This is a genomic window from Tabrizicola sp., assembly GCF_041913445.1.
Classification (GTDB): domain Bacteria; phylum Pseudomonadota; class Alphaproteobacteria; order Rhodobacterales; family Rhodobacteraceae; genus Tabrizicola.
In genome coordinates, this window is the sequence record NZ_JAYSFG010000015.1 from 1 (window position 1) to 14,167 (window position 14,167).

Consider the following 14,167-nt stretch of genomic DNA (forward strand, 5'->3'; position numbering starts at 1 on the left):
GGGCGTGGCTTCGACGTATTCAAGGACCACATAGCGATCATTCTTCACCGCGTCGACATTGGCGAAGGCGGGGTTCGCTTCCAGGAAGGCGATCTTCTGCTCGGCCGTCACGTCGCCGTAGTTGACGATCACGATGACCTCGGGGTTGCGCTCGACCACCGGCTCCCAGGCGACGGTGGCCCAGCTCTTGTCGAGGTCGTCCATGATGTTCCGGCCCCCCGCCGCCTCGATCAGCGCGGTGGGGATGGCATAGGCCCCGGCGGTGAAGGGGGTTTCCTCGCCGCTGTCGTAGACGAAGACGCGCAGGGGATTGGTGCGGTCGATCCCGGCAGTGAGGTCGGCCAGCTTCGCCTCATAGCCTGCGACGAGGTCCTTTGCGCGGTCCTCGACGCCGAAGATCCGCCCGAGGTTCAGAAGGTCGTTGTACATGTCCTGCATCGTGCTGCGCGCCTTCGGGCCGACAAAGATGCAGCTTTCGGTGAGTTCATAGGTCTTGATCCCGAGGGGCTCCAGCGTCTCGGGCGTGACCTCGCCGCCGACCTTCATGCCGTAATTCCAGCCGGCGAAGAAGAAGTCGGGCTCGGCACCCAGAAGGACCTCGCGGGTGGGGTATTGGGCGGAAAGCTCGGGGAGTTCGGCGATCCCGGCGCGCAGTTCCTCGTCCAGCGTCTTCCAACCGGAGACGCCGGTATAGCCGACCATCCGGTCGCGCAGGCCAAGGGCCAGCATCATCTCGACCAGGTTCACGTCATTGGCGATGGCCTTCGCGGGCGGGGCGTCGAAGGTGACCTCGCGGTTGCAGCTTTGCACGGTGACGGGGAAGGCGAGGGCGGGGGTAGCGGTCAGCACGAGGGCAAGGAGAGCGGTCTTCATCAGTGGTCCAGTCGGAAAGAGAAACGGGGGGCCGTGCCGGTGCGGTCGATGCGGGGGATCACCTGAAAGGCGCGGGCGATGGTGGCTTCGGTCAGGGCTTCGCCCGGCGGCGCGTCGGCGACCACGCGGCCCTGGTCCAGGATAAGGACCCGGTCGGCGAACTCGGCGGCCAGGGTCAGGTCGTGCAGCGTGCAGACCACGGCGAGGCCGAGGCCGCGGAGGAGACGGAGAAGCTCCAGCTGGTGGCGGATGTCGAGGTGGTTGGTGGGCTCGTCCAGGACCAGGATGCGGGGTTCCTGGGCAAGTGCCCGGGCGACCATGACCCGCTGGCGTTCGCCGCCCGAGAGGGTGCCGAAGCGGCGGTCCGCGAGGTGGGAAAGGTCCATCCGGACCATCGCGGCGTCGGTGATGGCCTTGTCGCGGGCGCCTGGCCCCATGCCTTGCCGGTGCGGCAGGCGGCCCAAGGCCACGATGTCGCGGGTGGTCAGGGCGAAGTCGGTGGGCTGTTCCTGCAACACGGCGGCGACGGTGCGGGCGGCCTCACGCGGGGGGGTCAGCCAGAGGTCGCGGCCTTCGATCAGGACCGCGCCGGAAAGCGGTGCCTGGTGGCGGTAGAGGAGGCGGAGGAGCGAGGATTTCCCGGCCCCGTTCGCACCGCAGATGGTCAGCACCTCGCCCTCGGCCAGGGCAAAGGAAATGTCGTGCAGGATCACCGGCGCCCGCTTCGGGCCCCAGGTGACGTTGCGCAGTTCCAGCACGGTCATTGGATCGTGCCCTCGCGCGTCACGATCATCGCGGCGGGGATGCGGGCCAGCGTGGTGTCGCAAAGGCCGGGGGGCAGGTCCTTCCCGTTCAGCCAGCCATCCTCCAGCGCCGCATAGCTGCGGGCGAAGTCGACCAGCTCGTCCAGGGGCTGGTCTGGGTCGATGTCGCCGAAAAGCCAGGTGGCCTTTTCGGTCGCACGGTAGCCCACGACGCAAGGCTCGCCGTGGTCGGGGACGCAGCCGGCAAGGCAGGCGGTTCCCGAGACCTCGAACTCCTTGCCCAGACCGGCGGCCTCGATCGCGGCGCGGAGCTTTTTCAGCAGGGCAAAGCCCGGCTTGCAGGCATCGCCCTTGTGCTTGCAGGCCTTGCAGACAAGCACCTGGTGCGGCGCGGATTGCGCCACGGAATAGGGGGGTGAGGCCGCGGGCCTCGACTTGACGTCCATCGAACACTCCTTCCGGGGCACCCCGCCCGGGTGGTTGGTTGCTTCGATGGCAGGTCTCCTGACTTCGCGGGTCTGGGCTTCCCCCACCTTCCCGGCCTTTGGGCCAGTGGCATCGGAGGTCGCTCGCCGCTTACAGTTGCGGGGGCAGTTACGGATTTGGCGGCTGATGCCTACACCACACCGTATTCCCTTTTCACCCCGCCGCGCTTGGCTTGGCCGGGGACCATCAACGACAGGTGTGCGCCGGATCGTGCGGCTTATCAATACGGAAAGCGACATTCGGCAATCCGGTCGCGCCGTGGGGCAGGAAGACCGATAAGGCGCAGCGACGGGATGCAGGAGCAGTGCCATGCCGCCGGTGTATGTTATATTATAACATTACGCAAGACGCTCCGTCATGGAAGCCGCGCAAGAATCTCCTCGATGATCTCCGGCAGGTCCGGTGCGATGTCCACCGTGACCGCCTCGTCCGGGCCGGGGGCCTCGAGCGCGGCGAACTGGCTGTCCAGAAGCGAGGTCGGCATGTAATGCCCGGTCCGCTCGCCCATGCGCGAGGCGATGAGGTCCCGGCTCCCCGACAGGTGGACAAAGGTCACCGGCCCGCCCGCGCCCGCCCGGATCCGGTCGCGGTAGGTGCGTTTCAGGGCCGAGCAGCCGACGATCACCGGGGCCTTGTCCTGCAGCACCCCGGCCACCTGGTCCAGCCAGGGCCAGCGGTCCTCGTCCGTCAGGGGGATGCCCTGCCGCATCTTCTCCACCGCTTGCGGGGTATGAAGGTCGTCGCCGTCGAAATAGGGGATGCCCAGGCGCGCCGACAGCGCCTCGCCGACCGAGGACTTGCCGCAGCCCGAGACGCCCATGACGACGATCCGCCTCACAGCGACACCGAGATGCCGCCGTCGACATAGACCGTGTGGCCGTTGATGAAACTCGCCGCGTCCGAGGCCAGAAAAATGCAGGCGCCCTTCAGCTCGTCAACCTTGCCCCAACGCCCGGCGGGGGTGCGTTTCTTCAGCCAGGCGTCAAACTCCGCATCAGTCACCAAGGCCGCGTTGAGCGGGGTCTCGAAATAGCCCGGCGCGATGGCGTTGCAGGTCAGGCCGAAGCGCGCCCAGTCGGTGGCCATGCCCTTGGTCAGGTTGCCCACCGCGCCCTTGGTGGCGGTGTAGGGCGCGATCCCGGGCCGGGCGAGGGCGGTCTGCACGCTGGCAATGTTGATGATCCGCCCGCGGCCCCGCGCGATCATGTGGCGGGCAACGGCCTGGCCCACGTGGAAGACGCTGGCGACGTTGGTCTGGAGGAGACGCTCGAACGCTTCGGCCGGGAAGTCCTGCAGGGGGGCGCGGTGCTGGATGCCCGCGTTGTTGACCAGGATGTCGATGGACTTTCCCTGCGCCTCATACCCGTCCACCGCCGCGCGCACCGCGTCGTGGTCGGTCACGTCGAAGACCAGCACCTCGGCCCCCGGAATGCCCGATGCCGCCGCCTCGGCACGGGCCCGGTCGCGGCCGTTGATCACCACATTCGCACCCGCCTCGGCCAGACCCTGCGCCAAGGCAAGCCCGATCCCCTGCGAGGCCCCCGTCACCAGCGCGCGCCGTCCGGTCAGGTCGAAGATGGGATGCGACATCGGCCCCTCCGCGTCTTGTGCGCCCGCCTCGGCTGGGCAAAGGTGAGCGCTAACGGAGGTGACCCATGACCGCAAGCGCTTCGTGGTTCGAGATCGTCGATCCCGTGTTCAGCCAGTATGTCCTGTTCAACGCGCCCCTGAAGAAACTGGCCGAGGGCTTCGACTGGGCCGAGGGGCCGGTCTGGTTCGGCGATCACCAGTGCCTGCTGTTCTCGGACATCCCGAATGACCGGATAATGCGGTGGAGCGAGGCTGGCCTGACCACCTTCCGCGCCCCGGCCAACTATTCCAACGGCCATACCCGCGACCGGCAGGGGAGGCTTGTCAGCTGCGAACATGGCACGCGGCGGGTGACACGGACGGAATGGGACGGGTCCATCACGGTCATCGCGGACAGCTACCAGGGCAAGCGGCTGAACAGCCCCAACGACGTGGTCGTCAGTAGCGACGGGGCGATCTGGTTCACCGACCCGCATTACGGGATCGTCAGCGATTACGAAGGCTTCAAGGCGGAAGCGGAACTCCCCTGTTCCGTCTACCGCGTCGACCCGGACGGGACGCTGGAGGCGGTGATCACCGACATGCGCTGCCCGAACGGCCTGGCCTTCAACCCGGATGAAAGCCGCCTCTATGTCGCCGATACCGGACGGCTTGGCCATGACGATCCCCGGCACATCCTTGTCTTCGACATGGGAACCGGGCGTCCCCGCAAGGGTTCCCTCTTCCACCGGATCGAACCCGGCTGCGCCGACGGCATCCGCATGGACGACGAGGGCAACCTCTGGTCCTCGGCCGGGGATGGGGTCCACTGCCTTGCGCCGGACGGGCACCTGATGGGCAAGATCCTGGTGCCCGAGGTGGTGTCGAACCTTTGCTTCGGGGGCCGGGCCAAGCACCGGCTGTTCATCACTGCGACGACGGGACTCTACTCGGTCGTCCTCAACCGGAAGGGCGCGCAATGGCCATGACGAAACCGCAGGTGGGGCTGGTGGGCCTGGGCACGATGGGCGCTGCGCTGGCGCTGAACATCGCCGAAAAGGGCTTCCCCATCGCCGTCTGGAACCGCACGGCCTCGGTCACCCAGGACTTCCACGCGGGCGCGGGGGAGCTGGCCGCCCGGATCGTCCCAACCGAGACGCTGGAGGGGCTGGTGGCCGCGATGGCCTCGCCCCGCGCGATCATCCTGATGGTCCCGGCCGGCAAGGCGGTGGACGACATGATGGCGCTCCTCGCCGCGCATCTGCAGCCCGAGGACCTGGTGATCGACGCGGGCAACGCCAATTTCCACGACACCAACCGCCGGGCGGCGGCCGGTCTGCCCTTCCGCTTCATGGGCATCGGCGTCTCGGGCGGCGAGGACGGCGCGCGGCATGGGCCGGCGATCATGGCGGGGGGCAGCCCCGAGGACTGGGCACGGATGGCCGAGGTCTTCCGCGCGATTGCCGCCAAGGCCGAGGACGGCACCCCCTGCGCTGACCACATGGGGCCGGACGGGGCGGGGCATTTCGTCAAGGCCGTCCACAACGGCATCGAATACGCCGACATGCAGATGATCGCCGAGACCTATGGCGTGATGCGCGACGGCCTCGGGATGTCGGCGGCCGAGATCGCCCCGGTCTTCGCCCGCTGGAACGAGGGTGTGCTGCGGTCCTACCTGGTGGAGATATCTGCCGCCGTCGCCGGGGCCGCCGACCCGGTCGCGGGCGGGCCGCTTCTCGACATGATCGTCGACGCTGCGGGCCAGAAGGGCACCGGGCGCTGGACGGCGATCGAGGCCCTGAACCTCGGCGCGCCGATCCCGGTCATCGAAGCCGCGGTCATGGCGCGCAACGTGTCGTCCCGGCGGGGCGAACGGGCGGCGGGCGAGGCGCTTTACGGCCCGGCCCCGAGCCGCGCCGAGATCTCGCTGCAGGACCTGGAACAGGCGCTGATCGCGGGCAAGATCCTCTGCTATGCACAGGGCTTCGCGATGATGACCGCCGCGGCGGCCGAGTTCGGCTGGGGGCTTGACATGCCGGCCATCGCGCGGGTCTGGCGGGCGGGCTGCATCATCCGCTCGGCCATGCTGAACGACATGGCCGAGGCGCTGGGCCAGGACCCCACGCGCAACCTGATGCTCGCGCCCTTCTTCGCCGAGCTTCTGCAACAGAAGACGCCCTCCCTCCGCCGCGTCGTGGCAGCGGGCGCGCTGAACGGTCTGGGCCTTCCGGCGCTGTCGGCGGGGCTGGCCTGGTTCGACCTGATGCGCACCGCCCGCGGGACGGCCAACATGATCCAGGGCCAGCGCGATTTCTTCGGGCTGCACGGGTTCCAGCGGCTTGACGGGCAGGACCACCCGCATGGTCCCTGGGCCAAGGAGTGATACATCGCGGTGCTGTTCCCCAGGGAACAGCGCAACGCCGCGTTGCGGGGCAATCTGATCCTGTCGAAACGGCCACCCCGGCCGCAAGACACTATTATCAACGGCCCCGTTTTCCCCCTTTGGTTTCAGTCCACTTTCAGACTTGCCCAGCCCCACCCCTCAGCTGGGCAATTTTTCCGACGCCGAGATTGCCGCCTGCCAGGCGGTCCTTATGCCAAGCTTCCGCAAACACCTGCCGTGCGGCCTCAAGCGCCTGCGCCTGCCGCAGGCTGCTGGTGCAGAGGAGTTCGGGGTCTGAAGGGAAGTGGTGGCGAGGGAGGGACTCGAACCCTCGACCTTGCGATTATGAGTCGCACGCTCTAACCAGCTGAGCTACCTAGCCACTGGGGCGCGGATTAAGGGCGCGGCAGGGCAAGGTCAAGGGTGAATCGGCTGCCCACGTCCTCCTTGTGCTCTTGCGTCGTAAGCGCAAGTGAAGCCGCCTCAATGCGCCACGCGGGGCCGTCCCGAAGCCGTCGCCGTGACGCGCGCCTCGATGAACATCGTGCGGCCCTCGATCTCGACCTCTTTCACCTCGCGGTCCACGGTGACCCGCAGGTCCACCGCCCCCGCCTCTTTCGCGCGGGAGGAGGCTTCGGCTACCAGTGCGGCCTCCAGCGCGGCAAGGGCGTCGGTGGAGGAGGAGAAGCTTTGCAGCCCCTCGGCCAGATGCGCGACGAAGCGGCCCTCGGCAGGGGAGGAGACGGTGCCGGTCGCGCGCTGGCTGACCTGGCCCGCCACCGCGCCGATGGCATTCGCCACCCCGGCATGTTCCGGCAGGATCATCGGGCAATGCAGCCGTTCCCCCACCGCGCCGTAATAGGAGGGCGCCGAGGCGCCGAGGCCGATGACCGGGACACCCAGCCTGACTGCGACCTCAACCACGCCCTTGTGCTGGGAAAGGCCCTGCGTCGTCAGCTTGTGGCGGGCCAGAGCCTCCGGCGCCTCACCCGCAAAACCCGCGTCCTCGCCGAAGGCCGCTTCCAGAAGGCAATCCACCGTCTGCTGCGTCAGCTGGTCCACCACCGCCTGCGCAAAGACCTCTGGTCCCGTGGCAAAGCGCTCCCCCGCCCCGGTGCGCCGCTTGGCGATCAGCCGCAGGGCCTTTTCGGCGGCCACCCCGTCCCAATCCGCCAGCCGCCCCAGCACGTGCGAGGCATCCGAGGGCGTGACGCCCGAGATCATCACCAGCCCGCGCGCCACCAGCCGCTCCAGCGCCGCGACCTCCAGCCGCGAGGTCAGGCAGGAGGCCATGGGCATCGGCTGCGTGATCCGCTCCAGCACCGCCAGTTCCCGGGCGTTCAGGCCGCCGCGCTGGCCGGACATCGGCACGACGAAACGGCCATCCATCTCGCCCACCGCCTCGGAGCCAAGCCAGCGGTCCAGCGCCGCATGCACCATCGGGCCGTGGTCCACCGCCAGAAGCGAGACCGGCATCAGCCGCCGCGGACCAAGGCGCAACCCGCCCTTCAACCCCTCGGTCACCAGATGCACCTCGCTGTCGCCGCCAAGGCCCGTGGTCCGCATCGCCACGGCCTCGACCATCGTGCGGAAGCCACCCACCCGCGCGCCTTGCGGGTCGATCTCGGGCAGACCGCCGCGGAGGAGGGCCACGTCGGTCGTCGTCCCGCCGATGTCACTGACCAGCGCGTCCGACGCCCCGGTCAGCCAGCGCGCGCCGACGATGGAGGCGGCGGGGCCGCTCAGGATCGTTTCGATCGGCCGTTCCCGCACCATCGCGGCCGAGATCAGCGCGCCGTCGCCGCGAACGACCATCAGGGGCGCTTCGATCCCCACTTGTGCGAGGTGGCGTTCACAGGCGGCGACGAGCCGGTCGATCATGCCGATCAGACGGGCGTTCAGGACGGCGGTCAACGCGCGCTTGGGGCCGTTCAGGTTGGCGGACAGCTCGTGGCTGCAGGTCACGGGGCGGCCCGTGACGCGGCGGATCAGGTCGCGCGCCGCGATCTCGTGCGCGGGGTTGCGGGTGGCGAATTGCGACGCGACGGCGAAGCCCGAAACCTCGTCGCCCAGCTCGCGCACCATCAGTTCCAGAAGACCGAGGTCCAGGGCCGCGACCTCGGTCCCGGCATGGGTGTGGCCGCCGGGAAGCTTGACCACCGGGTCGCCCTTCAACGCCTCGGTCAGCCCGCTCCGGCCGAGGTCGGCGTCGTCGAAGCCGATGAAGACCAGCGCCACGCGGGCGCCCTGGCCCTCGACCAGCGCGTTGGTGGCAAGGGTCGTGGAGAGCGAGACCAGCGCCACGTCCGAAGCCTTCACTCCGGCGGCGGCGATGGCGGCGTCTACGGCCTGACCGATCCCCACGGCCAGATCATGTCGCGAGGTCAGCGCCTTGGCCTTGCCCAGGACGACATTCGCCGCCTCGTCCAGGATCACCGCATCCGTATAGGTGCCCCCGGTGTCGACACCCAGAAAATAGGCCATGTCCGTCCCTGATCCGCCCGCGTTTCCCGCCAGCTAGAGCACCCGGGCCGCCCTGTCAGCCCCGGAAGCGACATCAATGCCGCCGCCTGCGCCGATGGGCGGGGGGCAGGTTCAGCATCGCCCGGTATTTCGCGACCGTCCGCCGCGCGATGGGCGCGCCGCCTTCGGCCAGGGCTTCGGCCAGAATCTCGTCGGACAAGGGAGCTTCGGGGTCCTCATCGGCCACCAGCTTCGCCAGCCGGTCGCGGAGCGCGCCTGCCGCCGGCCCGCCTTCGCGGGTGGCGCGGGTGAAGAGCGACCGCAGCCACCAGGTGCCGCGCGGCGTGTCGACGGCGGTGCCCGAGACGACGCGGCTGATCGTGCTTTCGTGCAGCCCCAGGGCCTCGGCCACTTCGGCCATCGTCATCGGGACCAGCGCGCCGATCCCGTGGTCCAGCGCGGCGGTCTGCCGGGCAAGGATGTCCTGCGCCACGGACAGAAGCGTCGCATTCCGCCCCTCGATCATCTTGATCAGCGCCCGCGCCTCGGCCCTTCCCTTGGCACGTCCCTCGGCCACGGACACCGAGGGCAGCGCCGAGCGGTTCAGCGACACGATCCAGCCCGAGGCACCCTTCTCGGCGATCAGGTCCGGCTCGCGGACCGGGGCTGCGCTGACCTCGAATCCCGCGCCGGGTTTGGGGTTGTAGCTGCGCAGCCGCCCGAAGGCTTGACGAAGGTCGGCCACCTTCAACCCTGCCTCGCGGGCGATCCGGTCGATGTCGCCCTTGGCCAGAAGATCCAGCCGGTCGAGCAGCGCCTGCATCGGCCGATCCAGCTCGCCCGCCTCCTCGGCCTGCAAGCTCAGGCATTCGGCCAGGTTCCGGGCAAAGAGGCCGGTGGGTTCGGCGCGGTCCTGCAGGCGCTTCAGCACGGTTTCGACGGCGGCGGGCGCCACGGCCAGCTGCCCGGCGATAGCGGCGAGCGACCGCCCGATCCAGCCCGAGGGCTCCAGCGCCTCGGCCAAGGTCACGGCGATGCGCTGGTCGGCGGGCGACAGGCGCAGGGATTCGATCATCCCCAGCACATGGCTCACCAGGCTTGGCCCCGCGGCCTCCTGTTCCGGGCGTTCGGCGTCAGAGCCGAAAGCGGATTTCCAGCGCGGCAGCCACTCGGTCGACTGCGGCTTCGTCAGGATGATCTGCGGGTTTTCCGCCGCGGCTTCTTCGAGATAACGGCTGAGGCCCGCGGCGTCGGCCCTGAGCAGTCGGATCGAGGTCGCAAGCCCGGTGGTCAGCGCCATGCGCTGGGTCTGCTGCACCGAAATGCGGTTGCGGGACTTCATGGCGGAATGGTTCCCACGGATGCGGGCCTGTCGCAACCGGGAACGATTTCTTCGAAGAAATCGTGACGGAGCCTTCGAAGGCTCCGGTCCGGAGTTTTCGAAAACTCCGGGCGCCCGGCGGTCAGGCGAAGGTCCCTTCGCAATACCATTGCGGATTGACCGCCCCGCCCTGACCGAAGAAGAGCCAGAGCCTTTCGCCGCCCTCGGTCTCGACCCGCCAGTAGTCGCGGGTGCCGCTGCGCCAGTCGGGGTCCTCGAACCACCATTCCGGCTGCAGCCGTTCCGGCCCCGCCGCCATCCGCACGGCAAAGTCGCGGCGGCGCCAGCGGAAACGGGCGGGAAGCTCGCGGACTTCGGGTGCGTCCACGGGCTCGGGGCGGAACATGACCAGCGGGCGCGGGGCCGGGGGGGCGGGCCAGAGGCCGTCGTGCGGCTGGCTCCATGCGGCCATCAGAAGCTTTGCCGCCTTGGCGGGCACATGACTATCGGCGGGATGCATGCGCAGGACCGCCTCGGTGCCAAGCCTTGCGCCGAGGCGGCCCACCAGGTCCTCCAGCGCCTGGGGAGAGCCAACGCTGACCCGGCCCGCATTGGCCAGCGCATGAGCCGTCACCTCCAGATGCCCGCGGTGCTGGACGGCGCTGACGGCTTCGGTGGCCAGCGCCTCCAGCCGCAGGCAGTCGATCCCGAAGCCCGGGTCGATCTGGTCGAGCTTCAGGTGCAAGAGCGGGCGGATGCGGTCGGGGCTGTCGGCGGCGCGGGCAAGGCCCACTTCGACCGAGGTCGCCCCGCCATCGGCGCGGAAGCCCTGGAACAGCACCCGCCGTGCACCCCGGCCTTTGGCTTTCAGCTTGTCGCAGAAGGGGGGCAAGAGGCGGTCCAGCGCCGCTTCGATGTCTGACCGAAGGCCGATGGGGTCGGGCATTGTCAGCCGCACGGCGAAATGCATCGGCGGGTGGGCGGGGCTGACAGGTTCCGGCTCCAGCCCCATCGCCTGGTCCAGCCGCCGCAGCGTGTCGGCCCCGAAGCGCCGGGCCAGGGCCGCGCGGGGGATGCCCATGATGTCGCCCACCCGGCGCAGGCCAAGCCGCATCAGCCGGTCCACGACCTCTCCGTCCAGGCGCAGCGCGGCGAGCGGAAGGCCGGACAAAGCCTCATGCAACCGGCCGGGGGGCGAGATCACCGCGGCCTCGGCCCCGCGCGCGGCCACCGGACGGGGGGCCCCGCCGCCACGTTCCCAGCCCCTGCGCTTGACGGCGCGCGACCGCGTCGCCCGCGCCTCCTGGTCGATGGCGTCGCCCGACCGCCCAAGCCCGGTGCTGCCGCCGGCATAGCGCGCGAGGCCCCAGGCGGCCCCCGGCGTGTCGGCGATGGCCGCCCGCACCGTCAGGCCCAGCCCCTCACAATCCTCGGCCACCCGTTCCAGCACGCCCTCCTCGCCGCCATGCAGATGCGCAGCCCCGGTGAGGTCGATCATCAGCCCGGCGGGAGGCTCCTCGGCCACCCAGGGCGAGAAGCGCCCGGCCCAGCGGCGGAGCGTCAGGAGGAACCGCGCCTCGGCCAGGGGATCGGCGGGGACGGTCAGAAGCGCGGGGCAGATCGCGGTGGCATCGCGCAGCGGCTGGCCGGGGGAGAGGCCCGCCGCCTCGGCCTCGGCCGACAGCGACACCAGCACCTGTGCGCCATTGCGGTCCCCCACCACGGCCAGCGGCGTCGGCACCGCATCGCCCCGCAGCCGCACGACACGGTCCGCCGCAAGCCGCGGGAACCAAAGGGAAAGGATGCGCCGACCCGCCATCACCGACTCAAGGATGTTCACTTTATGTTCCATCGTGCCAGTGCGCCCCTGCACTGTCGAGTCCCGCCCGGGGACTAATGACAACTGTGTGAGGACGCTCGCATCACCGCGGATGACAAGTGCGTGAGCGCACAACTCCTCTGCTACCGCGACGGAATGCCGCGTCTATAGTGGGGGCGAACGTCAACGAGGGAGCCAGTAAATGAAGTTTGTCAAAGCCATACTGATCGGCGCTGTCGTGGTGGCCGGCGCCGCCTATGCCAAGGGCGATCGCACAGACCCGAATGCCAAGGCGCGGTCGGACCTTATGCGCGACATCGGCAAGAACATCGGCGTCCTTGGCGACATGGCCGGTGGCAAGGCTGCCTATGACGCCGCCGCCGCAGAAGCAGCAAAGGCCGCACTGGTCGCGGACGCCGCTGCCATCGAAGCCGCCTTCAAGGACCAGGGCGGTGCCGACCCGGCTTCGGAAGCCAAGCCCGAGATCTGGACGAACTGGGATGAATTCCTGGCCGATGCCAAGGCGCTGGGCGATGCCGCCGCTGCGATGGATGTCGCCTCGGCCGAGACGATCGGAGCCGGGATGGGTGCGCTGGGCGGGACCTGCAAGGACTGCCACACCGAATTCCGCATGGCGACGAACTGATCCGCCACCACCTGATTGCAGAAGGCCCCGGTCAACCGCCGGGGCCTTTTCTCATCCGCACCAGACGCCGGTGATCCGTTCCGACTGGTCGATGTCGATGTTCAGTCGGTCGGGGCGGTAATCCTCGGTCACGGGCGTGCCGGGATAGATGAAGCGCGTGCCCTGCGGGAAGGTCATCGCCGCCAGCGCGTCGTCCTTCTGACCGATCAGCGACTGCAGGCCCGCAGCGCCGCAGGCATCCTCCTCCGGCATAGCCGCCACGCAGCCCGCCAGGCCCAATGCCAGCAGAAGCGCCGCCTTACCCACAGACGACCCGCTCGATCACGTCGCGGCGGTCAAGCCAGAAGTTCAGCCGGTAGGGGTTGTAGTCCATCGTCACAGCCATGCCGTACTGGATCACCCGGACTTCCTGGCTGAAACGCATCCCGTCCAGCACGACACCGGGACGACCCACCAGATACTGCAGGTCATCGGCCCCACAGCTGGCCAGGTTGTCCGAGGGCGGAACCGGCACCGGGGTCGGCTCCATCACGCAGGCTGCCAGGAGCGGCGCGCAGAGCAGCAGGGGGAAGGCACGTTTCATTGTCGTATCCTCACATGGGCGAGTCGAATCCCGCATTGCTTTACGCCCCAGATTGGCACAGGTTCCGGGAAATCTTCAGGGAGGAATATCAGATGCGCACCCGTGCCGCCGTCGCCGTCGCTGCCGGCCAACCGCTGCAAGTGATGGAGGTCAACCTCGACGACCCCAAGGAGGGCGAGGTCCTGATCGAGATCAAGGCCACCGGCATCTGCCACACCGACGAATTCACCCTGTCCGGCGCGGACCCGGAAGGGATCTTTCCGTCCATCCTGGGCCATGAGGGCGCGGGCGTCGTGGTCAAGTGCGGGCCGGGCGTGAAGACGCTGAAACCGGGCGACCATGTGATCCCGCTTTACACGCCCGAATGCCGGGAATGCCCGAGCTGCCTGAGCCGCAAGACCAACCTCTGCACCGCGATCCGCGACACGCAAGGCAAGGGGCTGATGCCTGACGGGACCACCCGCTTCTCGATGCTCGATGGCACCCCGATCTACCACTACATGGGCTGCTCGACCTTCGCGAACCACACGGTCCTGCCGGAGATCGCGCTGGCCAAGGTCCGCGACGACGCGCCGTTCGACAAGATCTGCTACATCGGCTGCGGCGTGACCACCGGGGTCGGCGCGGTCCTGAACACCGCCAAGGTGGAACAGGGCGCGACGGCCGCCGTCTTCGGGCTGGGCGGCATTGGGCTGAACGTGATCCAGGGGCTCAAGCTCGCGGGCGCGGACAAGATCATCGGCGTCGACATCAACGACGACAAGGAGGAATGGGGCCGCAAGTTCGGCATGACCCATTTCGTCAACCCGACGAAGATCGACGGCGACATCGCCCCGCATATCGTCAACATGACGAAAACGCCTTTCGACAAGATCGGGGGCGTCGACTACTCGTTCGACTGCACCGGCAACGTCAAGGTGATGCGCGCGGCGCTGGAATGCACCCACCGCGGCTGGGGCCAGTCGATCGTGATCGGCGTGGCACCTGCGGGTGCCACCATCGAGACGCGGCCCTTCCAGCTGGTCACCGGCCGGGTCTGGAAAGGCACGGCCTTCGGCGGCGCGCGGGGCCGGACGGATGTGCCGAAGATCGTCGACTGGTACATGGACGGCAAGATCGAGATCGACAGCATGATCACCCATATCCTGACGCTTGAAGACATCAACAAGGGCTTCGACCTGATGCACGAGGGCAAGTCGATCCGGGCGGTGGTGGTGTATTGAGGTTGACTCAGCTGCATGGTGGACCTATCTAGCTAGC

The 14,167-nt window shown here is 68.7% G+C and carries 14 protein-coding genes, 1 tRNA gene and 1 riboswitch; of the genes, 4 read left to right on the plus strand and 11 right to left on the minus strand.

Going from position 1 to position 14,167, the window contains the following annotated elements; all coding sequences use genetic code 11:
• The 5 genes from ACE3Q6_RS15680 to ACE3Q6_RS15700 all read right to left on the minus strand — a co-directional run.
• Positions 1-873: ABC transporter substrate-binding protein (locus tag ACE3Q6_RS15680; RefSeq protein ID WP_374434317.1), on the minus strand; the 873-nt coding region annotated here is incomplete at its 3' end.
• Entirely contained in the window at positions 873-1,637 is a 765-nt protein-coding gene (locus tag ACE3Q6_RS15685) for an ABC transporter ATP-binding protein (RefSeq protein ID WP_374434319.1), read from the minus strand. The genes ACE3Q6_RS15680 and ACE3Q6_RS15685, both read right to left, overlap by 1 nt.
• Positions 1,634-2,083, minus strand: a complete 450-nt coding sequence (locus ACE3Q6_RS15690) for a DUF1636 family protein (RefSeq protein ID WP_374434322.1) — start codon at positions 2,081-2,083, stop codon at positions 1,634-1,636. Before ACE3Q6_RS15690 ends, ACE3Q6_RS15685 begins: the two co-directional genes overlap by 4 nt.
• A gap of 30 nt (positions 2,084-2,113) precedes the next feature.
• Positions 2,114-2,326, minus strand: a riboswitch (cobalamin riboswitch).
• Positions 2,327-2,478: 152 nt separating this feature from the next.
• Positions 2,479-2,961, minus strand: coding sequence for a gluconokinase (locus ACE3Q6_RS15695; protein WP_374434324.1), 483 nt, complete (start codon positions 2,959-2,961; stop codon positions 2,479-2,481).
• Positions 2,958-3,713, minus strand: a complete 756-nt coding sequence (locus ACE3Q6_RS15700) for an SDR family oxidoreductase (RefSeq protein ID WP_374434326.1) — start codon at positions 3,711-3,713, stop codon at positions 2,958-2,960. Before ACE3Q6_RS15700 ends, ACE3Q6_RS15695 begins: the two co-directional genes overlap by 4 nt.
• A gap of 65 nt (positions 3,714-3,778) precedes the next feature.
• Here ACE3Q6_RS15700 and ACE3Q6_RS15705 point away from each other — a divergent pair, with 65 nt between their 5' ends.
• The gene (locus ACE3Q6_RS15705; RefSeq protein WP_374434328.1) at positions 3,779-4,681 is read left to right on the plus strand and encodes an SMP-30/gluconolactonase/LRE family protein; all 903 of its coding nucleotides are present in this window, start codon (positions 3,779-3,781) and stop codon (positions 4,679-4,681) included.
• On the plus strand, positions 4,678-6,075 hold the full coding sequence (gene gndA / locus ACE3Q6_RS15710; RefSeq protein WP_374434506.1) for an NADP-dependent phosphogluconate dehydrogenase: 1,398 nt from the start codon (positions 4,678-4,680) through the stop codon (positions 6,073-6,075). The genes ACE3Q6_RS15705 and gndA overlap by 4 nt, the downstream gene beginning before the upstream one ends.
• A 305-nt stretch (positions 6,076-6,380) precedes the next feature.
• Here gndA and ACE3Q6_RS15715 read toward each other — a convergent pair.
• The 4 genes from ACE3Q6_RS15715 to ACE3Q6_RS15730 all read right to left on the minus strand — a co-directional run bounded on the left by ACE3Q6_RS15715 (position 6,381) and on the right by ACE3Q6_RS15730 (position 11,678).
• Positions 6,381-6,457 (minus strand) — tRNA-Met (locus tag ACE3Q6_RS15715).
• Positions 6,458-6,558: 101 nt separating this feature from the next.
• On the minus strand, positions 6,559-8,559 hold the full coding sequence (locus ACE3Q6_RS15720; RefSeq protein WP_374434330.1) for a hydantoinase/oxoprolinase N-terminal domain-containing protein: 2,001 nt from the start codon (positions 8,557-8,559) through the stop codon (positions 6,559-6,561).
• Positions 8,560-8,632: 73 nt separating this feature from the next.
• A complete protein-coding gene (gene rpoN, locus ACE3Q6_RS15725; protein WP_374434332.1) occupies positions 8,633-9,880 on the minus strand; it encodes an RNA polymerase factor sigma-54 in 1,248 nt (415 codons plus the stop codon).
• Positions 9,881-10,001: 121 nt separating this feature from the next.
• On the minus strand, positions 10,002-11,678 hold the full coding sequence (locus ACE3Q6_RS15730; RefSeq protein WP_374434508.1) for a DNA polymerase Y family protein: 1,677 nt from the start codon (positions 11,676-11,678) through the stop codon (positions 10,002-10,004).
• 202 nt (positions 11,679-11,880) lie between these two features.
• Here ACE3Q6_RS15730 and ACE3Q6_RS15735 point away from each other — a divergent pair, with 202 nt between their 5' ends.
• Entirely contained in the window at positions 11,881-12,324 is a 444-nt protein-coding gene (locus ACE3Q6_RS15735) for a cytochrome c (protein ID WP_374434334.1), read from the plus strand.
• A 51-nt stretch (positions 12,325-12,375) separates the two neighbouring features.
• On the opposite strand, the gene ACE3Q6_RS15740 is transcribed toward ACE3Q6_RS15735, so the two are convergent.
• A complete protein-coding gene (locus ACE3Q6_RS15740) occupies positions 12,376-12,630 on the minus strand; it encodes an I78 family peptidase inhibitor (protein ID WP_374434336.1) in 255 nt (84 codons plus the stop codon).
• On the minus strand, positions 12,623-12,907 hold the full coding sequence (locus tag ACE3Q6_RS15745; protein ID WP_374434337.1) for an I78 family peptidase inhibitor: 285 nt from the start codon (positions 12,905-12,907) through the stop codon (positions 12,623-12,625). The genes ACE3Q6_RS15740 and ACE3Q6_RS15745 overlap by 8 nt, the downstream gene beginning before the upstream one ends.
• Before the next feature lie 92 nt (positions 12,908-12,999).
• On the opposite strand from ACE3Q6_RS15745, the gene ACE3Q6_RS15750 reads away from it, so the two are divergent.
• Positions 13,000-14,130 (plus strand): S-(hydroxymethyl)glutathione dehydrogenase/class III alcohol dehydrogenase, encoded by a 1,131-nt coding sequence (locus ACE3Q6_RS15750; protein ID WP_374434340.1) that lies wholly within the window; start codon positions 13,000-13,002, stop codon positions 14,128-14,130.
• The last annotated feature ends 37 nt before the right edge of the window (positions 14,131-14,167 follow it).